This is a genomic window from Micromonospora coxensis (genome assembly GCF_900090295.1).
In the GTDB taxonomy this organism is placed as follows: domain Bacteria; phylum Actinomycetota; class Actinomycetes; order Mycobacteriales; family Micromonosporaceae; genus Micromonospora; species Micromonospora coxensis.
The window spans coordinates 1,246,827-1,270,494 of record NZ_LT607753.1 but is presented as its reverse complement, the minus strand read 5'-3'; the positions used below and the strand labels follow the sequence as shown (position 1 = coordinate 1,270,494).

Annotated in this window: 16 protein-coding genes; 7 read left to right on the top strand and 9 right to left on the bottom strand. The window is 73.5% G+C overall.

Features of this window, described 5'->3' with window-relative positions; genetic code table 11:
* The first annotated feature begins 38 nt into the window (after positions 1–38).
* A complete protein-coding gene (locus GA0070614_RS05620; RefSeq protein ID WP_088974955.1) occupies positions 39–728 on the top strand; it encodes an O-methyltransferase in 690 nt (229 codons plus the stop codon).
* A gap of 220 nt (positions 729–948) precedes the next feature.
* Here the strand turns inward: GA0070614_RS05620 and GA0070614_RS05615 are convergent, their stop codons facing one another.
* Positions 949–1,239 (bottom strand): phosphopantetheine-binding protein, encoded by a 291-nt coding sequence (locus tag GA0070614_RS05615; RefSeq protein ID WP_088974954.1) that lies wholly within the window; start codon positions 1,237–1,239, stop codon positions 949–951.
* A 282-nt stretch (positions 1,240–1,521) separates the two neighbouring features.
* Between GA0070614_RS05615 and GA0070614_RS05610 the strand changes: the two genes are divergently transcribed.
* The 4 genes from GA0070614_RS05610 to GA0070614_RS05595 are packed head-to-tail and all read left to right on the top strand — an operon-like array spanning position 1,522 to position 9,337.
* Positions 1,522–4,788: a non-ribosomal peptide synthetase gene (locus tag GA0070614_RS05610; RefSeq protein ID WP_231933546.1), complete on the top strand. Its 3,267-nt coding sequence runs from the start codon at positions 1,522–1,524 to the stop codon at positions 4,786–4,788.
* A gap of 5 nt (positions 4,789–4,793) precedes the next feature.
* A complete protein-coding gene (gene cmdF, locus GA0070614_RS05605) occupies positions 4,794–6,401 on the top strand; it encodes a tyrosine 2,3-aminomutase (protein ID WP_088974952.1) in 1,608 nt (535 codons plus the stop codon).
* 30 nt (positions 6,402–6,431) lie between these two features.
* Positions 6,432–7,934, top strand: coding sequence for a tryptophan 7-halogenase (locus GA0070614_RS05600; protein ID WP_088974951.1), 1,503 nt, complete (start codon positions 6,432–6,434; stop codon positions 7,932–7,934).
* Between the two features lie 14 nt (positions 7,935–7,948).
* On the top strand, positions 7,949–9,337 hold the full coding sequence (locus GA0070614_RS05595) for a condensation domain-containing protein (protein ID WP_088974950.1): 1,389 nt from the start codon (positions 7,949–7,951) through the stop codon (positions 9,335–9,337).
* Between the two features lie 67 nt (positions 9,338–9,404).
* Here the strand turns inward: GA0070614_RS05595 and GA0070614_RS05590 are convergent, their stop codons facing one another.
* The 4 genes from GA0070614_RS05590 to GA0070614_RS05575 form a co-directional block, all read right to left on the bottom strand.
* Positions 9,405–10,418, bottom strand: a complete 1,014-nt coding sequence (locus GA0070614_RS05590) for an NAD-dependent epimerase/dehydratase family protein (RefSeq protein ID WP_088974949.1) — start codon at positions 10,416–10,418, stop codon at positions 9,405–9,407.
* A 93-nt stretch (positions 10,419–10,511) separates the two neighbouring features.
* The gene (locus tag GA0070614_RS05585; protein WP_088974948.1) at positions 10,512–10,934 is read right to left on the bottom strand and encodes an SgcJ/EcaC family oxidoreductase; all 423 of its coding nucleotides are present in this window, start codon (positions 10,932–10,934) and stop codon (positions 10,512–10,514) included.
* Between the two features lie 31 nt (positions 10,935–10,965).
* Positions 10,966–12,165 carry an acyl-CoA dehydrogenase family protein gene (locus GA0070614_RS05580; protein ID WP_172892376.1) on the bottom strand — a complete coding sequence of 400 codons (1,200 nt, stop codon included), beginning with the start codon at positions 12,163–12,165 and terminating at the stop codon, positions 10,966–10,968.
* 238 nt (positions 12,166–12,403) lie between these two features.
* A complete protein-coding gene (locus tag GA0070614_RS05575) occupies positions 12,404–13,459 on the bottom strand; it encodes an RNA polymerase subunit sigma-70 (RefSeq protein ID WP_408630759.1) in 1,056 nt (351 codons plus the stop codon).
* A 410-nt stretch (positions 13,460–13,869) separates the two neighbouring features.
* Here GA0070614_RS05575 and GA0070614_RS05570 point away from each other — a divergent pair, with 410 nt between their 5' ends.
* The gene (locus tag GA0070614_RS05570; RefSeq protein WP_157744945.1) at positions 13,870–15,264 is read left to right on the top strand and encodes an FAD-dependent oxidoreductase; all 1,395 of its coding nucleotides are present in this window, start codon (positions 13,870–13,872) and stop codon (positions 15,262–15,264) included.
* Positions 15,265–15,725: 461 nt separating this feature from the next.
* Here the strand turns inward: GA0070614_RS05570 and GA0070614_RS05565 are convergent, their stop codons facing one another.
* On the bottom strand, positions 15,726–17,351 hold the full coding sequence (locus GA0070614_RS05565) for an MFS transporter (RefSeq protein ID WP_088974945.1): 1,626 nt from the start codon (positions 17,349–17,351) through the stop codon (positions 15,726–15,728).
* Between the two features lie 296 nt (positions 17,352–17,647).
* Here GA0070614_RS05565 and GA0070614_RS05560 point away from each other — a divergent pair, with 296 nt between their 5' ends.
* Positions 17,648–19,222 carry a 4-hydroxyphenylacetate 3-hydroxylase family protein gene (locus GA0070614_RS05560; RefSeq protein WP_157744944.1) on the top strand — a complete coding sequence of 525 codons (1,575 nt, stop codon included), beginning with the start codon at positions 17,648–17,650 and terminating at the stop codon, positions 19,220–19,222.
* A 35-nt stretch (positions 19,223–19,257) separates the two neighbouring features.
* Here the strand turns inward: GA0070614_RS05560 and GA0070614_RS05555 are convergent, their stop codons facing one another.
* From GA0070614_RS05555 to GA0070614_RS05545, 3 genes are all read right to left on the bottom strand, one after another.
* On the bottom strand, positions 19,258–20,574 hold the full coding sequence (locus GA0070614_RS05555; RefSeq protein ID WP_231933545.1) for a DUF4872 domain-containing protein: 1,317 nt from the start codon (positions 20,572–20,574) through the stop codon (positions 19,258–19,260).
* A gap of 264 nt (positions 20,575–20,838) precedes the next feature.
* Entirely contained in the window at positions 20,839–22,191 is a 1,353-nt protein-coding gene (locus GA0070614_RS05550; RefSeq protein WP_231933544.1) for an FAD-dependent oxidoreductase, read from the bottom strand.
* Between the two features lie 479 nt (positions 22,192–22,670).
* Complete coding sequence (locus GA0070614_RS05545; RefSeq protein WP_088974943.1) at positions 22,671–23,444, bottom strand: hypothetical protein; 774 nt, start codon at positions 23,442–23,444, stop codon at positions 22,671–22,673.
* Positions 23,445–23,668: the final 224 nt, after the last annotated feature.

Here is a 23,668-nt window from a genome sequence, read left to right as displayed (position 1 = left end):
CGTGCGACGGCGCGGCCGGCACGTCGGGGAGGTGACGCATGAGCAACGCGGGATTCGCCGAGGTCAAGCACGTGCCGGTGAACCAGGCGGTCCAGGACTACCTGGCCCGCTCCAGCTCGCCGCCGGACCCGGCGCTGAGCGGGCTGGTCGACGCGACCCTCGCGGTGGGCGAGGCGGCGGGGATGATGGTGACGGTCGAACAGGCCGCGCTGCTGACCATCCTGACCCGGCTCGTCGGGGCCCGCACCGCGGTGGACATCGGCACGTTCACCGGGCTGTCCGCCCTGGCCATCGCCCGCGGGCTCGCCCCCGGCGGCCGGGTGGTGACCTGTGACGTCACCGACCGGTGGACCGACATCGCCCGCGCCCACTGGGAGCGGGCCGGGGTGGCCGACCGGATCGACTTCCGGCTCGGCTCGGCGGCCCGCACGCTGCGGTCACTGCCCGCCGACACGGTCGTCGACCTGGTCTTCATCGACGCCGACAAGATGAACTACCCGACCTACTACGAGGCGGTGCTGCCGCTGCTGCGTCCCGGTGGGCTGCTGCTGGCCGACAACGTGCTGCTCGACGGGTACGTCCTGGACCCGGAGCTGGCCGAGCCCGGCCTGCCCCGCCGCGCCGCGCAGACGCTGCGCGCCTTCAACGCCACCCTCGCCGCCGACGACCGCTTCGAGACGGTCATGCTGCCGATCGCCGACGGGCTCACCATCGCCCGGCGCCGCTGAGGCGTCGGCACCGGACCCCGGGCCCGCCGGCCCGGGGTCCCGTCGTGTGCGCCGCCGGCGGGTCACCCGCGCCGTGGATCGCGCCCGCCGGCCGGTGCGGGACCGTCGGTGGGCACGACCGTGTCCGTGGCGTCGACGACCCGGCCGCCGGTCCGGGGCCGGACACGACGCCGCGGACCCACCCCCGAGAGTGGATCCGCGGCGTCGGACCGGGCGCGGGTCAGGCGGGGCTGGCCGCCTGCGCGTCCTGCCCGGGCAGCGCGGCGGCCACGACCGCCGCCGTGAAGGTGGTCAGGTCCGGGTCCTCGAAGAGGAGCCCGACGTCCACCACCACACCGAGTTCGTCCTCGATACGGGTGACGATGCGAACCGCCGAGATGGACTGTCCCTGCAATTCGAAGAAAGTCGCGTCCGGCCGATCCTGCGGCATGTGCAGAACGTCGCGCCAGATCGCCTCGACACGCTTTTCGACCGCTGACTGACTCGAACCGCTCAGATCGATCTCCGTCATGCGCAGTGCTCCCTCCCAGGCCAGGTCCGGTACCCGTGGCCGGCCGGCCACCGCCGGACCGCAGCAGGCACGGCGTACCGCGCACCCATGCTCCGCGCGGTCGACGGGCCCGCGCATCCTTGCGATTGCGCGGCTGCGGACGCGGCTGCGGGACGGCGCGCGGGTATCCCTTCCCGCGTCGGGCCGCCCCGGAGAAATCCAGGGCGGGCAATTGTGCGTGTTCGATTTAGAGATCGCAATTGTTGAGAAGACCACCCCATTGCTGCATGCCACGATTCGACCGTGACAACGAGCGGAGACACGACGGTGGTCGGCACATCCGGAACGGATGCCGGTCCCGTCCGCACGTCCTGGGCGCAGGACGGCGTGTGGCTGCTCGACCACCTCGCCCCGTACCGGGGCGTGCACCGGATCGTCCGCACCTGGCAGGTCGACGGGACCCTCGACGCGCCGGCGCTGCGGGCGGCCTGGCGGACGGTGCTCCGGCGGCACGAGGTGCTGCGGACCCGACTCGCCGAGCGCGCGGGCCGCCCGGTGCCGGTGCTCTCCGCCGACCCCGAGGGCGCCTTCGTCCACGTCGACCTCAGCCACCTCGACGCCGCCGACCGCGACCGTGCCGCCGACCGGGTCTGCGCGGCGGCCGCCACCGCCCCCGAGCACGCCACCGACGGGCCGCTGGCCCGGCTGACGCTGGTGCGCACCGGCCCCACCGCGCACCGGCTGGTGCTGGCCCTGCACCGCGCGGTGGCCGACGACCGGTCGGTCTCGATCATCGTCGACGAACTGTCCACCTGCTACGCCGCGGTCGTGCAACCCGCGACCGCCGGCCCGCCGTCGCTGCCGCCGGCGCTGCGCTACGCCGACTACGCCCGTTGGCAGCGCGACCTGGTCGCCGGTCCGGCCGGACGACGGCTGCGGGACTGGTGGACCGCCGCGCTGACCCCGCCCCCGCCGCCGGTGGCACTGCCGGCCGACCACGACCCCGCCGGCCGGCCGTCCGCCCCCGCCGGCCTGGTCCCGTTCGACTGGGGCACCGAGCTGGCCGACCGGCTCGCCACGTTCTGCCGGGCCCGGCAGGTCAGCCCGACGGTGGTGCTGCTCGCCGCCCTCCAGGCCGTCCTGCACCGCTACGGCGACGACGACCGGGTCAGCGTGGTGCTGCCCGTACCGGTGCTGCCGCCGGCGTTCACCGGGCTCGTCGGCCCCTGCGACAACCTGCTGGTGCTCTGCGCCGACCTGGGCGGCGCCCCCACCTTCACCGAGGTCCTCCGGCGCGCCGCCGACGTCCTCCGGGCCGCCACCGCGCACCGCGAGCTGCCGTTCGCGCGGCTGGTCGGGGCGCTGCCCGTCGACCGGGACCCGGGGCGGGTGCCGCTCTGCGACGTGCTGCTGGCCGTACCGGGGCCGGAGGCCGAGCTGCGGCTGGCCGGCGCCGAGACCCGCGCGGCGGAGATCGCCGACGGCGGGCCGACCGTCGCCGACCTGGTGGTCACCGTACGCCGGACCTGGCCCTCGGTCACCGGCACGCTCGCCCACCGGGGGGACCGGTTCGAGACGGCGACGGCGGCGGGCCTGCTCGGGCAGGTCCGGACGCTGCTGTCGGCCGCGCTGGACGCCCCGGACACCCCGCTGGACCGGCTGCCGCTGGACGCCCCGGCCCCGGCCGAACCGGCCCCGGACGCTCCGACGGTCGAGCCACCGCCGGTGCACGAGACCATCCGTGACCACGCCCGCCGGATCCCGGACGCGCTCGCCGTGGCCGGCGTGCCCGACCGGTGGACGTACGCCGAGCTGGAGCGCCGGGCGGCGGCGGTGGCCGGGCACCTGCGCGGGCTGCCCGTCGACGGCGCGCCGGTGGCGGTGCGGATGGCCCCTGGGCCGTGGCAGCTCGCCGCGTCGCTGGGCATCCTGCGCGCCGGTGGGCACCTGGTCTGGTTCGGCACCGGCGACGCGGGGGAGCGGGGCCGGGCGATCCTGACCGAGCTGCGCCCGGCCTGCCTGCTGCGGGCGGGCGAGGACCCGGCCGACGAGCTGGCCCGCTGGTTCCGCGACGACCTCGACGGCCGGCTGGTCGACGTCACCGCGCTGCCGCCGCTGCCGGCGGATCCGGCCGGGCCGGCGGTCGACGACCCCGGGTCCCGGACCGCCTACGTGGCCTACACCTCCGGCTCGACCGGACGACCCAAGGGCATCGCCCAGACCCACCGGGCGTTCGCCCAGTTCGTCGGGTGGCTGGCCGACGCCATGCGGCTGGGGCCGGGCGCCCGGGTGGCCCAGTGGGTCACCCCGGAGCACGACCCGAGTCTCTGCGAGGTGTTCGCCACGCTGGTCGGCGGGGGCACGCTGCACCCGGTGCCGGAGCGGATCCGGGTGCACCCCGAGAAGTTCACCGACTGGCTGGTGCGGGAGCGGATCACCTTCCTGCAGACCGTACCGAGCTTCGCCCGGGAGTTGCTGGCCGTCATCACGGCCCGGCCGCCGGCCGACCGGCCCACCGCCCTGACCCGGCTGGTGCTGATGGGCGAGGCGCTGTCGGGCCCGCTCGTCGACGGGTTCCGCCGGGTCCTGCCCGACACCCGGCTGGCCAACATCTACGGCCCGACCGAGACGATCGCGGCCACCTGGCACGACATCACCGGCCCGGTGCCGGCGACCGTGCCGATCGGCCGGCCCATCCCCGGGCGGCAGGTGCTGGTCCTCGACGAGGCGGACCGGCCCTGCCCGACCGGGGTCACCGGCGAGATCGTCGTGCGCAGCCGGCACGTCTGCGACGGCTACGTCGGCGTCGGCGCGGACGGGCCGGCCTTCCGGGCCCCCGCCGGCCGGCCGGACGACGGGACCGGCCTGCGGTGGTACCGCACCGGCGACCTGGCCCGGCGACGGTGGGACGGGCTGCTGGAGTTCCGGGGCCGCCGCGACCACCAGGTCAAGCTCCTCGGCACCCGGGTGGAGCTGGCCGACGTCGAGGCGGCGCTGACCGCGCAGGATTCGGTGGCGGAGTGCGTGGTGGTGCCGGTCACCGACGCCGACGGGCTGGTCGTCCGGCTCACCGCGTACGTCGTGCCGCGTCGCGGACCCGACGGCGCGCCGCTCGCCGGCGCCGGCCAGTGGCGGGCCCACCTGCGGCGACGGTTCGGCACCGCGATGGTGCTCGTCTCCTTCGAGACGGTGCCCGAGCGGCTGCCCCGCACCGTGGCCGGCAAGGTGGACCGCCGCCGGCTGCCCGCGCCGAGGTCGGCGTCGGCGCGCCGGGCCCCGACCGGCCCGGTGGAGCAGGGGCTGGCCGAGATCTGGTCGGACCTGCTCGGTGGGGGGCGCTTCGACGCCGAGGCGACGTTCTTCGCCGCCGGTGGGCACTCGCTGCTCGTCCCCCGGCTCGTGGCGCGGATCCGGCGACGCTTCGGCGTCACCGTGGCGCTGCGGGAGTGCTTCACCCACAACACGTTGGCCGGCATGGCTGCCCTGGTCGAGGCGGCGGGCGCGGCCCACGACAGTTCGGTACCAGCGGATTCGGCAGACCTGAGAGCTGTCACGGACGCGATGGAGTGAGTGCATTGACGTTGGCCAAGACCGCGCAGGCGGTGGAAATCACGGGCGAGGACCTGGACATCCCCGGGGTGCGGCGGGTCGCCGAGGAGGGCGCGCCCATCGAGGTGGCGTCGTCGTCGCTGGCCCGTGCCGGCAAGAGCCGGATGCTGTTCGAGGACATCGTGCGCCAGGACGTCCCGGTGTACGGCGTCACCACCGGCTACGGCGAGATGATCTACATGCTGGTCGACACCGCCAAGGAGGTGGAGCTGCAGACCAACCTGGTCCGCAGCCACGCCGCCGGGGTGGGTCCGCTGTTCGCCGAGGACGAGGCGCGGGCCGTGGTCACCGCCCGGCTCAACGCGCTGTCCAAGGGGCACTCCGCGGTCCGCCCGGAGCTGCTGGAGCGGCTGGCGCTCTACCTCAACCTCGGCCTCACCCCGGCCATCCCGGAGATCGGCTCGCTCGGCGCCAGCGGTGACCTGGCTCCGTTGGCGCACATCGCCTGCACCGTCATCGGCGAGGGCTACCTGCTGCGTGACGGCCGGCGGGTGCCCACCGGCGAGGTGCTGCGCGAGCACGGCATCGAGCCGATGCAGCTGCGCTTCAAGGAGGGGCTGGCGCTGATCAACGGCACCTCGGCGATGACCGGCCTCGGCGCCCTGGTGGTGGGTCGGGCGATGGACCAGGTCCGGCAGGCCGAGATCGTCACCGCCCTGGTGATCGAGACGTTGCAGGGCTCCACCAGCCCGTTCCTGGCCGAGGGGCACGACGTGGCCCGGCCGCACCAGGGGCAGATCGACACCGCGGCCAACATGCGGGCCCTGATGCGCGGCAGCGCGCTCACCGTCGAACACCGGCAGCTGCGCAGCCAGCTCGCCGAGGGCAAGCAGGACGGCGTCGACGTGCAGCGCACCGACGTGTACATGCAGAAGGCGTACTCGCTGCGCGCCATCCCGCAGGTCCTCGGGGCGGTGCGGGACACCCTGTACCACGCCACCAACAAGCTGAACATCGAGCTGAACTCGGCGAACGACAACCCGCTCTTCTTCGAGGGGCAGGAGGTCTTCCACGGGGCCAACTTCCACGGCCAGCCGATCGCCTTCGCGATGGACTTCGTCACCATCGCGCTCACCCAGCTCGGCGTGCTCTCCGAGCGGCGGACCAACCGGCTGCTCAACCGGCACCTCAGCTACGGCCTGCCCGAGTTCCTGGTCACCGGCGACCCGGGCCTCAACAGCGGCTTCGCCGGCGCGCAGTACCCGGCCACCGCCCTGGTCGCCGAGAACCGCACCATCGGCGCGGCCAGCACCCAGAGCGTGCCGTCCAACGGCGACAACCAGGACGTGGTGAGCATGGGGCTGATCGCCGCCCGCAACGCCCGCCGGGTGCTCGGCAACAACCAGCACATCCTCGCGGTGGAGCTGCTCGCCGCCGCCCAGGCGGTGGACATCTCCGGGCGCCGCCCCGGGCTCAGCCCCGCCTCCGCGGCGGCGTACGAGTTCGTCCGGGCCATCGCGCCCACCCTGGACCGGGACCGCTTCATGTCCGACGAGATCGAGCGGGTCGCCGACGCGCTGACCCGGGGCGAGTTGGTCGCCGCCCTCGGACAGACCGATGTCGAGCTGCGCTGAGCTCCGGCGGACGCCGGGTAGGGAGGTCCGATGATGGACAACGGGTACGACTACGACGTGGTGGTGGTCGGCGGCGGCCCCTGCGGATCCACCATCTCCACGCTGGTGGCCATGCAGGGCCACCGGGTGCTGCTGCTGGAGAAGGAGCGGTTCCCCCGCTACCAGATCGGCGAGTCGCTGCTGCCGTCCACGGTGCACGGCATCTGCCGGATCCTCGGTGTGGAGGAGGACCTGCGCCGGGCCAACTTCATGCCCAAGCGGGGCGGGACGTTCCGGTGGGGCGCCAACCCCGAGCCGTGGACCTTCTCCTTCGGCCTGTCCTCGAAGTTCGCCGGCGACGCCGCCACCGCCTACCAGGTGGAGCGGATGCGCTTCGACCAGATCCTGCTGGACAACGCCCGGCGCAAGGGCGTCGAGGTCCGGGAGGAGACGTCGGTGGTGGACGTGCTCGTCGACGCGGACACCGACCGGGTGAACGGGGTGCTGCTCAGCGGCCCGGACGGCGTCCGACGCGAGGTGCGCAGCCGGTTCGTCGTCGACGCCTCCGGCAACAAGAGCCGGATCCACACCAGGGTCGGCGGCCAGCGGCGCTACTCCGAGTTCTTCCGCAACCTGGCGCTGTTCGGCTACTTCGAGGGCGGCAAACGGCTGCCCGCGCCGAACCGGGGCAACATCCTCGCCGTCGCCTTCGACGCCGGGTGGTTCTGGTACATCCCGCTCACCGACGAGCTGACCAGCGTCGGCGCGGTGCTGATGCCGGAGGCGCTGGACCGGGCCCAGGGCGACCGGGAGAAGGCCCTGCTCGACCTGATCCAGCAGTGCCCGATGATCGCTGAGTACCTCTCCGACGCCCGCCGGGTGACCGAGGGCCCGTACGGCGAGATCCGGGTCCGCAAGGACTACTCGTACATCCAGGAGAAGTTCTGGCGGCCGGGGCTGGTCCTGGCCGGCGACGCCGCCTGCTTCATCGACCCGGTCTTCTCCTCCGGCGTGCACCTGGCCACCTACAGCGCGCTGCTGGCCGCCCGGTCGATCAACACGGTGCTGCGCGGCGGGGAGGTCGACGAGACGACCTGCTTCGAGGAGTTCGAGGTGCGCTACCGGCGCGAGTACGCCCGGTTCCACGACTTCCTGGTCGCCTTCTACGACATGCACCAGGACGAGAACTCCTACTTCTGGAAGGCGAAGAAGGTCACCAACAACGTCGCCTCCGAGGTGGAGTCCTTCGTGGAGCTGGTCGGCGGCGGCTCGTCCAACGAGGCCGCGCTCGTCTCGCCCGCCAACGGCGGGCGGCGCGGCGCCGCGTACCAGGAGCTGGCCGAGATGGTGGCGCAGCCGGTGCAGGAGGCCGGCGAGGACCGTGACCTGCTGCGCTCCACCCTGGCCCGGTCGGTGTCCAAGGAGGGCACCCGGATCCAGATCCAGGCGGAGCTCGGCGAGAGCACCGACGAGAACATCCCGGTACGCGACGGGGGACTGGTGCCGTCCACCGACGGCCTGCACTGGTCGACGCCGCCGCAGCCGGCCGGCTGACGGAAGGGAGCCCGATGACCGACACCCTGCTGCCCCCACCGACCTCGGCCGGTGGCCCGGGGGCCACGGAGGAGACCGGGACCCGTGTCCCGCTCTCCCTGCAACAGCAGTTCCTGCACCACATCGACCACGGCGACGACACTGGGCCGTTCGGGCCGCGGTACACCATCGTCGGCGGTTGGCGGGTCACCGGCGAACTCGACGTCGACACGCTGCGCCAGGCCCTCGACGACGTGGTGGTCCGGCACGAGACGCTGCGCACCTCGATCGTGCGCGACGGGGAGGAGGCGTACCAGCAGGTGCGCCCGCCCGCGCCGGTCCCGCTCGAGGTGCGCGACCTGCGGGCCGGACCGCGACGCGACCGGGACCTCGTCGCCGAGGACTTCGCCAACGAGATCGAGGCCGGCGTGTTCGGCATCGACGAGATGCCGCTGCTGCGGGCCGTGCTCGGCCGCTTCGACGCCCGCGACGGCGTGCTGGTCCTCGCCGCCCACCACACCGCGGTGGACGGCTGGTCGGTGCACCTGGTGCTGCGCGACGTGGCCGAGTTCTACTCCGCCCGGCGGGAGGGCCGGGCCCCGGAGCTGCCCCCGGTGCGGCAGTACCGGGAGTACGTGCGCTGGCAGCAGGAGAACCTCTCCAGCGACAAGGTCCGCCGGGCGCGGGAGTTCTGGCGGGAGAACCTGCGCGGCGCGCAGGTGGTCGCCGTCCCGACCGACCGCACCCGGTCCGAGGAGCCCTTCGTCACCTCCTGGTACCGCTTCCTGCTCGACGAGGAGTTCCGCCGGGCCACCGCCGACCTGGCGGCGCGCACCCGCAGCACCCCGTTCATGGTGCTGCTGGCCGCGTACCTGACCCAGCTGCGCGAGCAGACCGGACGCACCGACCTGGTGGTGCCGACCTTCACCCCCGGACGCCATCCGGCCTGGGTGCAGAACACCGTCGGCTCGTTCTACAACTTCCTGCCCATCCGGGTCGACCTGGCCGGCGCCGACGAGTTCCCGGACGTGATCGCCCGGACCCGGGCGGCCTGCCTCGCCGCGTACGCGCACGAGCTGCCGTTCATCCAGATCCTGGAGGAGGCCCCGGACGTCATGAACGAGGCCATCGGCCCGAACGCCGCGGCCTGCGTGCTCCAGGTGACCCAGTCGCCGGACATGATGTTCGGCCAGCAGCACGGCGACCTGCACTTCGCCGCGATGCGCCGGCGGGTGGTGTCGGCGTCGGTCGGCTCGCAGATCCCCGACGGGGTGCTGTTCGGGCTGGAGGCGTCCCCCGAGGGCGGCCTGGTCGGCAGCGTCGGCTTCACCACCAACCTGTTCGTCGAGAGCACCGTCCGGTCGATGGTCACCACCTTCCGGCAGACCCTCGTCGAACTGCTGGGCGGGCCCGGCCGGGCCTGACCCCGGGTACGACGACGCCGGCGGCGACCCGTGCAGGGTCACCGCCGGCGTCGTCGTGCGGGGGCGGTCAGTCCGGCTGCGCGGCCCGGCCGGCCTGCCGCCGGGTGATCCGGCCGGTGCGGTACAGCCAGGCGACGGCGTCCCGGATCGTCTGTGCGACCGGACGCGACGGCGCCGGCACCTCGTCGCCGGTGCGCAGGTCGCAGTGGCAGGTGTAGACGGCGCCGTACTCGACCGGGATGTGCCAGGGCCAGATCCGCTGCACCGTCGACGTGGCGGCCCCCACCGGCAGCACCGCGGCCGACGGCAGGTAGGCGACCGGCAGCCGGCGGCCGGTGACCTCCCGTACCGTCGCGACGAACTCGCGGGTGGACAGCCGCCGGCCGGGCGCCAGCAGGCGGCGCGGCCCCTGCCCGGGGCGTAGCGCCTCGACGTGCAGGTCGGCGACGTCGCGGATGTCGCCGACCGGGAACCCGCCACCCGGCCAGACGGGCAGCTGCCCGCGCAGCAGCGCCCGCAGCCGGCCGAGCTGGTCGCCGAGGTACGGGTCGTGCGGCCCGAGGGTGGCCATCGGGTACGTGACGACGACCGGCGCCCCCGCCGCCTGGTGCCGGCGGGCCACCTCCTCGGCGGCGGCCTTGGTGGCCATGTACCGTTCCCGGGGCCGGCCCACCGGCAGGTCGGTGGCGAGGGGGCGCCCCCCGGTGGGCGCCAGGGCGACGATCGACGACACGTGCACCACCGGGTCGACGCCGGCCTTGAGGGCCGCGTCCAGCACCACCTCGGTGCCGCCGACGTTGACCTCCCGCATCCGGGCGTGCCGTCGGGTGTCGAAGGAGTACACCGAGGCGGCGTGCAGCACCGCCTCGCAGCCGTCGACCGCCCGTCGCACCGACTCCTCGTCGGTCACGTCCCCGACGACGGTCCGCACGTCGTCCGTGGACAGCCCGAGCGGGACCAGCGCGCGGTCCACCGCGGCGGGGTCCCGGACCAGCAGCCGTACCTCGTGTCCGGCGCGGCGCAGGGCCGCGACGGAGTGCGACCCGATGAAGCCGGTGCCGCCGGTGACCAGTACACGCACGTCCGCTCTCCTTGCTCTGCGGGAAGGGGTGGGGTGACACGTCGACGGCGCCGGTCGGAGCGGACTCCGACCGGCGCCGTGGGACGTGCCGGGTCAGCCGGCGTCGCGCGGGCTGTTCTGGTACGCGGCCAGTTGCCAGCCGTCGTCGGTGCGCACCAGCAGCCAGGAGGCCCGGATGGCGCGCTCGGCGGCCACCTCCGTCTCACCGGGGGCGAGGACGCCGCCCTCGGTGAGCAGGAGCGCCACGTCGGCGCCGAGGAAGCGGACGTCGAACGGCTGCCCGGTCACCTGGGTGCCCTTGTACGGGCCGGCGAAGCCCTGGGCCATGAAGGCGCGGATGTCGTCGCGGCCCTTGCGGGTCAGCCCGGGCAGGATCATCGTGCCGTCGGGGGTGAACACGTCGGCGAAGGCGTCGGCGTCGTTGGCCGCCCACGCCTGCACGATGCGCCCGGGCACGGCCGCCACGGCGGCCTGGTCGTCGGCGGACACGTCCGGTGCGAGGCTGTTCGTGGTCACGGGAGGGATCCTTCCGTCGTGGAGGGGACGCTCAGATGTAGAGGGTGTTGGGGGCGAGGCCGCAGAGGATCCGTCCGTACAGCTCCGCGTTGGTGGTGGGGTTCATCAGCGCGTGCAGGTTGATCGCCTGCACGTCCCGGGCGATGCGCTGGATCGGCACGTCGTCGTAGACCGACGAGCCGCCGCTGGCGAGGGCGAGGACGTCCACCGCCTCCTTGCCGCGCCGGCACACCGCGCCGAGTTCGGCGCGGGCCCGGGCCCGCTCCTCGACGGTCCACTCCGCGCCGTCGACGGCCTTGCCGTCGACCAGGGCGGCCAGCCGCTGCGCGTGGAACTCGGCCTCGTCGCCCTTCATCACCGCGTCGGCCACCTGGTGGTGGGTGATCGGCGCCTCCTGCTGGCTGCCGTAGTCGGTGTAGGTGATCTTGCGCTCGGGCAGCCGCTCGAAGAACACGTCGCGGGCGGCGCGGGTCAGACCGACGACGCTGCCGACCGAGGAGGCCGAGGCGACCGGCAGCAGCGGGGCCCGGTGGATCGGCGACTTGGCGTTGGCCACCGAGGCGCCCTGCCCCTGCACGATGGCGCCCAGCGGCAGCACCCGGTCGGCGGGGACGAACAGGTCCTGCGCGACGGTGCTGACGCTGCCCGTGCCGCGCAGGCCGCTGGTGTGCCAGTCGTCGACGACCGTCAGCTCCGACATCGGCACGAGCGCCAGGATCGGCATCGGCTCGCCCTGCGGGCTGATCTGGATCGCGACGATCTCCTGCCAGTGCGCGTGCGGCGCGCCGCTGATGAACCCCCACTTGCCGTTGACCACGACGCCGCCGTCGACCGGGGTGGCCTGGGCGGTCGGGCTCAGCGTGCCGCAGACCCGCACGTCGGGGGTGGCGAAGACCTCGTCCTGCACGTGGTCGGGGAAGAGGCCGACCATCCAGGTCGGGATCCAGTAGACCGAGGCGACCCAGGCGGCGGAGCCGTCACCCCGTCCCAGTTCCGAGGCGACCTCGACCAGCGTCCGGGTGTCGGCCTCGTAGCCGCCGTAGCGCAGCGGCCGACGCAACCGGAAGATGCCGGCGTCGGCCATGGCGGCGATCGTCTCGTCGTGGACGCGGCGGTTCTCCTCGGACCAGGCCGCGTGCCCGCGGAGCACGGGTACGAGGTCGGAGGCGCGGCGGACGAGATCCTCGCGCGTCGGGACATCGGTGGTGAGCAAAGCACCCTCCTTGGACATGTCGGCTGGGCGGTACGGACGTCCCCCGTCGCCCCCGAGCGGGGGCGCGTACGGTGCGGGGCTGCTCCGCCGAGGACGGCGCCGGTCGGCGCGGCCGGTCAACCCCGAGGATCACAGAGGCCGGACCGGGCCCGCATCTCCCCGAGTGCGTTGCGGCGGGTGGGGCTCCGCCGCACGTCAGAGTGCGCGACCGGGCCGCGACGGCGGACGGTCGTCGCCCCGGCGGCGGGGCGAGCGGTCACAGGGCCGCCGGCAGGCCGAACGCCGGGAACAGGTCCGGCTCGAAGGCGGTGATCTCGACGATCTTGCCGTCGGCGATCCGCAGCACCTCCAGCACCTGCGGACGGAAGGCGGTGTCGCCCGGACGGCGCACGTAGTGGGCCGCCGCCGGCTGCCGGTTGGCCCGGGTCGGCACGCTGCGCCACTGCCCGAGGTAGGCCGGCGAGCCCGGGTCGAGCACGTCGCGCAGGCTGGCCAGGAAGGAGGACCGGTCCCACCAGGCCGGGTCGGGCATGCCGGGCACGCACGGCACCGGCATCGGCATGGTGATCCGGATGTCCTCCCGCAGCAGCTGGGCCATCGCCCCGGTGTCGGCGCGCTCCAGCACCCCCATGTAGCGCTGCAGCAGCGCGCGCTCCTCGTCGGTCGGATCCTCCGTGGGCGCCCACTCGATCCGCCGGGGCGGCAGGTGGTCCTTGAGGTTGGCCCGGGCCCGTTGCAGCGCGCTGTTGGCCGAGGCGACGCTGACCTCCAGCAGCTCGGCCGCCTCGGCGGCGGGCCAGCCGAGCACGTCGCGCAGGATCAGCACCGCCCGCTGGCGGGGCGGCAGGTGCTGGATCGCGACCAGGAACGCCAGCTCGATGGTTTCCTTGGCGACCACCGCCGCGTCGGGCTCCGCGTCGGCCGGGGCGGCCGGTTCCAGCAGCCGATCCGGGTAGGGCTGCAACCAGTACACCTCGTCCGAGGTGGTCGGACGGGGACCGGCCTCCGTCGGCAGCGGGCTGCGCCCGGCGCGCGGCTGCCGGGGATGGCGGCTGAGGAAGTCCAGGCAGGCGTTGGTCGCGATGCGGTACAGCCAGGCCCGGAAGGTGGACCGGGCCTCGAAGGTGTCCCGCTTGCGCCAGGCGCGCAGGAACGTCTCCTGGACCAGGTCCTCGGCGTCCTCGAAGGAGCCGAGCATCCGGTAGCAGTGGACCTGCAGCTCACGGCGGTGACCCTCGACCAGACGACCGAATGCCACCTCGTCGAGGGGCGTCGACGGGCGTGCCTCGAACTCGGTGGAGTTGACCTTCACACGGCTCACTGAACGTGCCCCGCTCCCGACAGCAACTGATCGATGACGGTCGGCCAAAACCGTAGCACGGATGGGGTGCGGCTCAGCTCACCTTTCGTCGTGGCGGGACCACTCGCCGCAGTGGCCGTGGGTGGCATGCCGGCGTGGCCGGTGCCGGTCGTGCCGGCGGGAGCGGCGCCGCGCACCGCACGGCAGAGGATGCGGCCGGCAGCGGGTGACCGTGACGCTGGCCGTGCGGCCGGCGCGACGACCGCCGCGGCGACGCCCGCCCGACCCGCGGTGACCCGCCGGGGACGCCGTGGGCGGTCGGGGCGGAGGCGCTCCGGTGTGCCGACGGCGACCGCCGCGGCGTCCCGGGCCGCGTCGTCGCCGGGTGGGTGGAACTGGTCGTCGTCAGGGAGGTTGCGGCAGTGAGTGAGATCGGTAGACGCGCCGTCGTACTGGGCGGCAGCATGGCCGGCGTCCTCGCCGCCCGGGTGCTGGCCGAGTCCTACGGCGAGGTCCTGGTCGTCGACCGGGACACGCTGCTGGGCGTACGCGAGCCCCGGCGCGGCGCACCGCACACGGTGCACGCGCACGGCCTGCACGCCCGCGGTCACCTCAACATGGAGGAACTCTTCCCCGGCATCACCGACGAGCTGCGGGCGGCCGGCGTGCCGACCGGGGACCTCGGCGAGATGCGCTGGTTCTTCAACGCCCGCAAGATCCGTCCGGCCCGGACCGGCCTGGTCTCGGTGACCGCCCCCCGGCCGGTGCTGGAGCACCACGTCCGCAGCCGGGTGGCGGCCCTGCCCAACGTGCGGTTCCTGGAGCAGCACGACGTCCTCGGCCTGGTCACCACCGACGACCGGGAGCGGGTGGTCGGCGTACGGGTCCGCCCCCGCACCGACGGCGCCACCCCGCAGGAACTGGACGCGGACCTGGTGGTCGACGCGACCGGGCGCGGCTCGCGCACCCCGGCCTGGCTGGCCGAACTGGGCTACCAGCGGCCGGAGGAGGAGCGGGTCAAGGTCGGGCTGGCCTACACCACCCGGCACTACCGGCTGCGTCCGGAGATGTTCGACGGCGTGCAGTCGATCAACCCGGTCGCCTCGCCCGCGCACCCCCGTGGCGCGTTCTTCGGCCAGGTCGGCCGGGACGTCTGCATCCTGTCGCTGACCGGGGTGCTGGGCGACCATCCGCCGACCGACCCCGAGGGCTTCCTCGCCTTCGTCCGCTCGCTGCCGGTGCCGGACGTCTACGACGCGGTGCACGACGCGGAGGCGCTCGACGACCCGGTGTCGTTCACCTTCCCGGCGAGCGTCCGGCGTCGCTACGAGCGGCTGACCCGGATGCCCGACCGGCTCCTCGTCATGGGCGACGCGGTGTGCAGCTTCAACCCGGTCTACGGGCAGGGGATGAGCGTCGCCTCCATCGAGGCGCTGACGTTGCGGGAGCACCTGCGCCGGGGCCGGCCGCCACGGACCGGCGCGTTCATGGCCGACGTGTCGCGGGTGATCGACACCCCGTGGGACATCTCCGCCGGTGGCGATCTCGACTTCCCGGGCGTGCAGGGCCGGCGCACCCTGCAGGTGCGGGTCGGCAACGCCTACATGGCCCGGGTGCAGTACGCGGCCACCAGGGACGCCCGGGTGACCGAGGGCTTCATGCGGGTCGCCGGGCTGATCGACCCGCCCCAGGCGCTGATGCGCCCGTCGATGGTGCTGCGGGTGCTGCGGCACGCGCCGCTGCGCCCGGTCGCCCCGCCGGCCAACCCCTCGCTGGCCACGCCCACCGCCGGCACGGTGGCCCCGCCGGCCGCCTGACCCCACCCGCGCACACCGCCCCGGGCCGGCCACCGGCCCGGGGCGCCGCACGTCCGCCCACCGCCCGGCCCCGGGCCGGTTCTGTCAGCTCCGCCCACCGCTCGGCTCCGGGCCGGTTCTGTCGGCCCTGCCCACCGCTCGGCTCCGGGCCGGTTCTGTCGGCCCCGCCCACCGCCCGGCTCCGGGCGTGGGGCCGGGTCGCTCGGCTGTTCCGTCCGCCGTCCCGTCGGGTCCACCTACCGTTCGCGACACCGCCCGGGGCCGGACCCGCGGCACGCCCGCCACCGGGGACGCCCCTGAGCCGGGACACCCGTACGTCCGCCCGTGGCTCGGCCGGGCACGGGCGGGTGGTGCCTCCGCCGCGCCGGCGCGGGAGCCACGTCCGGGAACGGCACCGGCCGCCCCGGTCACCCGCGAGGGGTGACCGGAGCGGCCGTGGTGTGCTGGTGCCACTCGTCCGGTCAGTGCACCGGCTGCGCCGACCCGGCCGCGTCGGCCGCCGGCTTCGGCTCCTTCGGCGGCATGCCCGGCATCGGCATGTCGCCCAGCGACGGCACGTGCCGCAGCCCGGCGAACGCCACCACGGCCAGGGCGACGAAGACGAAGACGCAGACGAGCGCGACGGTGTTCAGGCCGCTGGTGAACGCCTCACGGGCCGAGTCGAGCAGCGAACCCGCGGACGGGCCACCGACCTGCTCGGCGACCACCGTGGCGCCGGCGATGCTCTCCTTGGCGGTGGCCGCCGCGTCCGCCGGCAGCTCGCCCGGGACGTCGACCTGGCCCCGGTACGTGGCGGTGCCGATGAGGCCGAGGATCGCCACACCCAGGGCGACACCCAGCTCGCCGACGGCCGAGGAGAGCGAGCCGGCGGCGCCGGCCTTCTCCGGCGGCGTCTGGGACATCACCAGGAACGGCGTCATCGGGCCGACGGACGCGCCACCGACGTAGACGACGCCGAGACCGACCAGCAGGGTGGTCAGCCCGGCGGTGCTCTCGACCTGGGTCAGCACCACCATGCCGATCGCCGCGATCAGCGAGCCGGCGGCGAGCACGTAGGCGGGGCGGACCTTGCGGGCGATCGCCGGGGCGAGGTTGCCGACGACGATCATCACGATGGACGGGATCAGCAGCAGCGTGCCGACCCGGACCGGGCTGAGCCCCTCGACCATCTGCATGTAGAGGCTGGCCATCAGGCCGGCGCCGCCCATGACGAAGGCGATCATCAGGGCCATCGTCAACGCCGTCGACAGTGCGCGGATCTTGAACAGGCTCAGGTCCAGCAGCGGGTGGGCCAGGGTGGCCTGCCGGCGCAGGAAGACGACGAGGAAGACCAGCCCCGCCACGAGGGCGACCACCGGCACCGGCTCCCAGCCGTTGCGGGCCAGCTCCTTGAGGCCGTAGACGAACGGCAGGATGGCCAGCAGCGACAGCGCCACGCTGAACAGGTCCAGCCGGCCGGCGTTCGGGTCCTTGGACTCGGGGATCAGCGCCGGGCCGGCGAGCAGCAGCAGGCCCATGATCGGCACGGCGAGCAGGAACACCGAACCCCACCACCACGCGCCGAGCATCAGACCACCGATGACCGGGCCGAGCACCACGCCGGCCATCAGGGAGGTGCCCCACAGGCCCATCGCGGCGCCCATCTGCTTCGGGTCCTTGAACATGGTCCGCAGCAGGGCGAGGATCGACGGGATCAGCGTCGCGCCGGCCACACCGAGCAGGGCGCGGGCGACGATGAGGACGATCGTGGAGGTCGCGAACGCGGCCAGCAGCGACGACGCGAGGAAGGCCGCGCCGCCGAACAGCAGGACCTTCTTGCGCCCGACGCGGTCGCCCAGCGTTCCCATGGTGACCAGGAAGCCGGCGATCATGAAGCCGTAGATGTCCGAGATCCACAGCTGTTCGGTGCTGCTCGGGCCCAGGTCCGCGGTGACGTGTGGCAACGCCAGGAACATGACGTTGAGATCCACCGTCGTCAACATGGTGGGCAGGCACATCACGGCCAGCCCGAGCCACTCCCGCCAGGTGGCCCGAGGAGCCACGGCCGGGGCGGCGGCTGCGCCCGCCTGCCCGTCGACTGTAGTCATGCTCTTGGTCCTCTCGATATCGGCCGCGCTGTCCTGCGGCTCACTGTTGAGACGGCACGGCCCCAGGAAAGTCATCGCTCTATGCGACTCCGGTGTCACGGAAGTCCCACCGGGCGTGGCGGGCCCGGCGCGGGTGCGCCGACAAGGGGTCGGCGTCTTCCCGGTTGCGCTCTGCGGCGTACGGCCTTGTCCCGCCGTCCGGCGCTCACCATGCTGAAGGCGGACCAGGGCCGGCCGTGCCGATCGCCCGGTCCGCTCCGCCCCGACGGCCTGCCCGGCCCGGCGAAAGGCGACCCATGACCGAACTGGCAGACCGTCCGGCGACCGGCGCGCGCCGGACCCGCCCGATGACCGGTGACGAGTACGTCGAGTCGCTGCGCGACGGCCGGGAGATCTACCTCTACGGCGACCGGGTGCGCGACGTCACCCGGCACCCGGCGTTCCACAACCCGGTGCGGATGACCGCCCGGCTCTACGACGCGCTGCACGACCCGCGGCAGCGTCCGGTGCTGACCGCGCCGACGGACACCGGCAGCGAGGGCTGGACGCACCGGTTCTTCACCACCCCGCACTCGGCCGAGGACCTGGTGGCCGACCAGCAGGCCATCGCCGCGTGGGCCCGGCTGAGCTACGGCTGGATGGGGCGCAGCCCGGACTACAAGGCCTCGTTCCTCGGCACCCTCGGCGCCAACGCCGACTTCTACGAGCCGTTCGCCGACAACGCCCGCCGCTGGTACCGGGAGGCCCAGGAGAAGGTCCTCTACTGGAACCACGCCATCGTGCATCCGCCGGTGGACCGGTCCCGCCCGCCGGACGAGGTCTCCGACGTCTTCGTCCACGTGGAACGGGAGACCGACGCCGGGGTGGTGGTCAGCGGCGCGAAGGTGGTCGCCACGGCCTCGGCGTTGACCCACCACAACTTCCTGGCCCACTACGGCCTGCCGGTGCGCAAGCGGGAGTTCGCCCTGGTGGCGACCGTGCCGATGGACGCGCCCGGGATGAAGCTGATCTGCCGTCCGTCCTATTCGGCCACCGCCGCGGTGATGGGCAGCCCGTTCGACTACCCGCTCTCCTCACGGCTGGACGAGAACGACACCATCCTGGTGCTGGACAAGGTCCTCATCCCGTGGGAGAACGTCTTCATCTACGGCGACCTCGGCAAGGTGCAGATGTTCGCCGGCCGGTCCGGCTTCACCGAGCGCTTCACCTTCCACGGCTGCACCCGCCTCGCGGTCAAGCTGGAGTTCATCGCCGGGCTGCTGGCCAAGGCCCTGGAGACGACCGGGACGGCCGACTTCCGGGGCGTGCAGAGCCGGCTGGGGGAGGTGCTGGCCTGGCGCAACCTGTTCTGGGGGCTCTCCGACGCCGCCGCCCGCAACCCGATCACCTGGCACAACGGCGCGGTCCTGCCCAACCCGGCCTACGGCATGGCGTACCGGTGGTTCATGCAGGTCGGCTACGCCCGGGTACGGGAGATCGTGCTCCAGGACGTGGCCAGCGGCCTGATCTACGTCAACTCCAGCGCCGAGGACTTCGCCAACCCGGACCTGCGCCGCTACCTCGACACGTACGTGCGGGGCTCGGGCGGGGTCGAGGCGGCGGAGCGGGTCAAGCTGATGAAGCTGCTCTGGGACGCGGTCGGCTCCGAGTTCGGCGGCCGGCACGAGCTGTACGAGCGCAACTACGCCGGCAACCACGAGAACACCCGCGTCGAGCTGCTCAACGCCCAGATCCTCGGCGGCGAGCTGGACGGCTACAAGGCGTTCGTCGACCAGTGCCTGGCGGAGTACGACCTGGACGGTTGGCGGGTCGACGACCTCTCCTCGTTCAAGGACCTGCGCGGGCTGCGCGACGAGCTGCGCGACTACTGAGCCGCGCCGGGCCGGGCGCCCGCCGCCACGGCGGGTCAGCCGACCACGTGGCGCAGCGCCCCGACGGCCTCCCGCTCGGTGTCGTGGACCGCCTGGATCTGCTCGGACAGCCGGGCCAGGTCCGGCTCGGCGGGCGGCTTGCGGTCGTACTCGGCGATCAGGTCCCACAGCGTCTCGGCGGCCTCGACGCGGTCGGCGACGGCGGAGTCACCGGCCGCGACGCCGGCGGAGATGGTGGCGACCAGCTCCCGGATCCGGGCGTACTCGGGCACGTCCCAGGGCAGCGCCGTCTCGGCCACGTCGTGCCACAGCCGCGCCGCCTGCCGGAACAGCGCCGCCGCGTCGGCCGCCGCGTCGGCGGAGTCGCCGAGCAGGGGCGCCGCCTCCTCCAGGAAGTCGGCGTACAGGTCGCGCAGGTTGCCGCCGGTGAGCCCGGCCGGCTCGACGTGCTCCCAGACGGACAGCAGCGTGGTGGCCATCCCGCCCTTGCCGTACAGCTTGGGCCAGCCCTTGGCGTTGCGCTGGTCGGTCACCAGCCGGCTCCACTTGCTCCACGCCGGCAGCGCGACCGTGGCGGCCTTGGCGTCCAGCTGCGTGATGCAGTCGGCGATGCCGGCCCGCACCGCGTCGGCCAGCGCGATCTCCTCCGGCACGGTGTGCACCACGATCATGCGGTTCTTGGTGGAGCTGACCCGGGCGCGCGCCTCGGCCAGGGTGTCCGCGTCGACGGTGAGCGGGGCGAGGTTGCGGTCGTCGAGCCGGATGCCGTCGTCGGCGGCCGCGTACGCCACCACCGGGCTGCGCCGGGCGCCGGAGAAGACCGGGCGGCCCCGGCCGGCCAGCGCGTACTCCGGGGGCAGGTGCCAGTAGCCGACCACCTGCCGGTCCGGCGTGACGAGGACCGGGGCGCCGTCGGCGAGCTGCTCGTGCAGCGCGGTGGCCGCGGCCTTGCTGCTGCCGGTCGTCTTGACCTGGTAGCCCACGCCGAGGCGGTCCATGGTGCGCTCGGCCCAGTCGTGGAAGGTCCAGCGGTACCGGAAGCCCAGGAACAGGTTCGGCGTCTGTCCCTTGATCTCCCACAGCATGTAGCCGGCCCCCAGGCCGCCGCCGACGCCGAGCAGCATCGCCTCGCTCAGCCGCGCCGGGGCGGCGTCGCCGCCCAGGTGGGCCAGCACGTTGGTCAGGTTCGAGGTCTCGGCGTGCAGGCCGCCGCGCAGCGCCCAGCCGGCGTCGGTCACCGGCTTCGGCGACGTACGGGCGCCGGAGAGCCCGGCCCGCGCGGTCGCGTAGCTCTCGCCGGTGCGGGCCATCCGGGTCCGGATCCGGGACTCGCTGGGCTTGCGGGTGGTCATGGTCCCCCCTCGGGCGCGCTGTCGCTGGTGGCTGACGGGGCGGCCGGGTACGCCGCCGGGCGCCGGCGGACGCGCGGCCGTGCCGGCGCGTCCCGGTCGGCGCCTCGTCGGAGGATACGTGCTCACGGTGACCGCCGGGGGTGATTCGACCCGGCGCGGCGACACGGACGGACCCCGTCCCGGGCGGGGACGGGGTCCGTCGGGGGCCGTGCCGGCGATGTCCGACCGCCCCGGGACGCGACCGGGTCCCGGGGCGGCGGCGGGTCAGAACCGCCCGAGCAGCGGCATCTCGGCCCGCGAGTGACGCATCACCCGCCACACCACGCTCGGACGCAGCAGGGCCTCCAGCGGGTCGACCAGCCCGGCGGAGCGCATGAACGCCTCGGTGAGGCTGGCGTCCTTGGTGGCGGCCACCTGCAGCCGCTTCATGTAGGCGTGCAGCACCTGGACCTTGGGGGTGCGCCTGCCCTCGACCTCGGGGAAGGTCAGGTTGATCGCCTCGGTCATCTCCCAGGCCGGGTCGATGATCCGCCCGACCGTGCGCATGAACTCCTTGGACTTCGGCGCCTGGCCGGCGCGCAGCAGGTCGCGCAGCGCCAGCGCCTCCAGGGAGGCCAGCGTCTGCGCCTGGGCGAAGACCGGGTTCGGGGTGCAGACCGCGTCGCCGAGCACCAGCAGCCCGTCGGGGAAGCGGGACATCAGCTCGTAGCGCCGGCGCAAAGTGGTGGGGAACTTGAACAGCACCGGGTCGTCGAGCGGCTCGGCGTCGGAGATGCCCTCGTAGATCTCCGGGGCGGAGAGCGACTTGACGAACTGGTTGAAGCCCTCCGGGTCGGTGGGCGGGTGGTCGCCCATGATGCCGTACGTGGTCAGCTCGACCTTGTTGCTGTCGGACTTGGTGAAGATGGCGCCCCGGGGGTTGTCCGCCGAGGCGACCGAGATGATCGAGTGGCTGGTGCCGAACGGGTCGTGCCGCAGCTTGTAGTGCCGGGTGGCGTAGCCGAGCCCGATCTTCGTGCCCTCCTCCTGCACCCGCGGGTAGCCCTGCGCCTCCAGCCAGACCGGCGTGCGCGAGCCCCGGCCGGTGGCGTCGACGACGAGGTCGGCGGTGAGGATCTCCTCGCTGTTGCCCTCGCCCTGGCGCTGCACCCGCGCGCCGATGACCCGCGACTTGTCCTGGCTGAAGACCAGCCCGGTGATGTCGGTGCGCTCCATGAAGGTGACGTTCTTCAGCGCGGCGATGCGCCGGCGCACGTGCGCCTCCATGACCGGCCGCCGGGCGGCCACACAGGTCAGCCCGGCCCGGGTCTGGGCCAGCGGCCTGCCGTTCATGTACCACTTGACCGTGCCGGCCAGGTCGGTCAGCGGGCAGCCGGCGGCGACCATCTGGGCGGTGATCTCGGGGAACAGGTCCTCCATCGCCCGCGCGCCGCGGGCGATCAGGCCGTTGATGTGCCGGCCCTGCGGCGCGCCACGGCGCGCGTCCCAGACGTCGAGCAGGTCGTCGCGGTCGACCAGGACGACCTCCCGGTAGCCCTCGCTCAGCGCGCTGGCGGCGAACAACGCGGTGATGCTCCCGCCGAGCACCACCACGCGATTTCCAACTTCGGAACCCACGGCGACCATCTCCTGCCTGTCGAGCGAAACCGGGGACGCTGTCAGCGGTTCTACGAATCGTGGCCGGCGACCCTCGCACCCCCGGCCAACGCCGTTCCGGAAGCTGTCGACAATGGTGCCGAATTGTTTTGCGAGGTGGATTTCGGGTCGATCGAGGTCGGTGGCGGCGAACCACGACCAGCAATCTCCGAAAATGTTACGCGGACTGATTTTCCGCCTTTTCGGCCACGAGGTAATGGTGGCATTCGATGGTGGGGTGGGCATCTTCTGTGTTGCCCCGGTCGGCTCCTTCGGGCGGAAGGACCGCCCGTTCGCCGCCGGCTACCGGGCCGCGGACACGACCGTGTCCACGCCCGCCGTGAGCGTGGGTCAGCGAGCCCGGACACGACCCTGCCCACACCCGTCGTGGGCGTGGGCCCCTACCCCGGACACGACCGTGCCCACGCCCCCTGGCGGGCGTGGGCACGGGTGGGTCCGGATCAGGCGAGACCGCGCGCGGTCGCCAGCCGGTGGAAGTTGGCGGCCATCTTGATCGCCGTCTCGGCGTCGGTGACGATGCCGTAGTAGAACACGTTGCCCATCACCACCATGGCGATGTGCTTGGGGCGGTCGACCCCGCCGTCGGGGTCGACGTGGCCGTAGAAGGTCTGGAGCACCTTGGCGGCCGCCTTGTCCTTCTGCGGCGGGAACGTGATCCGCTGGAGCAGGCCCATGGTCTCGGCGCCGGGCAGGGCCGGGGTCTGGAAGTCGACGTTGCTCAGCTTGCCCGGGACCTTGCCGTCCAGCGTGATGTCGCCGTTGGCGCACTCCAGCGCGGCCTTGTGCATCTCGGCCAGCTTCGGCCCCTCCGGCAGCTCGACCACGAACTGGGCGAAGAAGTTGTCGTGGCCCAGGTTGTGGTCCTTGCCCACCGGGCTGGCGGTGTTGAACTGCATCCAGCCGTTGAGGCCGGCGATCGTGGCGGCCGGCGCGGTCTGCAGCGGGGTGCCGGCGGCGTCGCCCAGGGTCACGTAGTTGACGCAGGAGTCCGGCGTGAAGGCCATCCCCTTCGGGGGCGCCAGCAGCGACTTCTCCGCGACCTGCTTGAAGTCGAAGGTCAGCACCTCGTCCTTGCTGGGGTCGGCGTGCGGGTTGGTCAGCAGGTCCTTCAGGTCGGCCGGCGCCTTCGGCGACGCCGGGGCCGACGCCTCGGCCTTCGTCTCCTTGGTCGCCGACTCGCCGTCGGCGCACCCGGCGGCGAACACCAGCGTCATCGCAGCCAACACCGTGGCTATCTTCTTGCCCCGTACGGGCATATTCTCCCCCATCCTGGTAAACGCGGCGTCAATTCTGTATTTGCCGCTATTGCCCGGTGTGGAAGGTGCCGCTGCACGTTGTTCCAGCCGCCGCCATTCCCACCTCGAACGCGTACCGTAATCAGCGGCATACCGCCCGGGCATCTTCCAGAGTGCTTATTTGGCGGGCCCGGCACCGTCAC

Coding starts and splice junctions, on each gene's coding strand:
- GA0070614_RS05580 (WP_172892376.1), bottom strand. CDS start 12,165: ATGTCCAAGGAGGGTGCTTTGCTCACCACCGATGTCCCGACGCGCGAG.
- GA0070614_RS05545 (WP_088974943.1), bottom strand. CDS start 23,444: ATGACGCTGGTGTTCGCCGCCGGGTGCGCCGACGGCGAGTCGGCGACC.
- GA0070614_RS05620 (WP_088974955.1), top strand. CDS start 39: ATGAGCAACGCGGGATTCGCCGAGGTCAAGCACGTGCCGGTGAACCAG.
- GA0070614_RS05600 (WP_088974951.1), top strand. CDS start 6,432: ATGATGGACAACGGGTACGACTACGACGTGGTGGTGGTCGGCGGCGGC.
- GA0070614_RS05555 (WP_231933545.1), bottom strand. CDS start 20,574: ATGACCACCCGCAAGCCCAGCGAGTCCCGGATCCGGACCCGGATGGCC.
- GA0070614_RS05560 (WP_157744944.1), top strand. CDS start 17,648: ATGACCGAACTGGCAGACCGTCCGGCGACCGGCGCGCGCCGGACCCGC.
- GA0070614_RS05595 (WP_088974950.1), top strand. CDS start 7,949: ATGACCGACACCCTGCTGCCCCCACCGACCTCGGCCGGTGGCCCGGGG.
- GA0070614_RS05615 (WP_088974954.1), bottom strand. CDS start 1,239: ATGACGGAGATCGATCTGAGCGGTTCGAGTCAGTCAGCGGTCGAAAAG.
- GA0070614_RS05565 (WP_088974945.1), bottom strand. CDS start 17,351: ATGACTACAGTCGACGGGCAGGCGGGCGCAGCCGCCGCCCCGGCCGTG.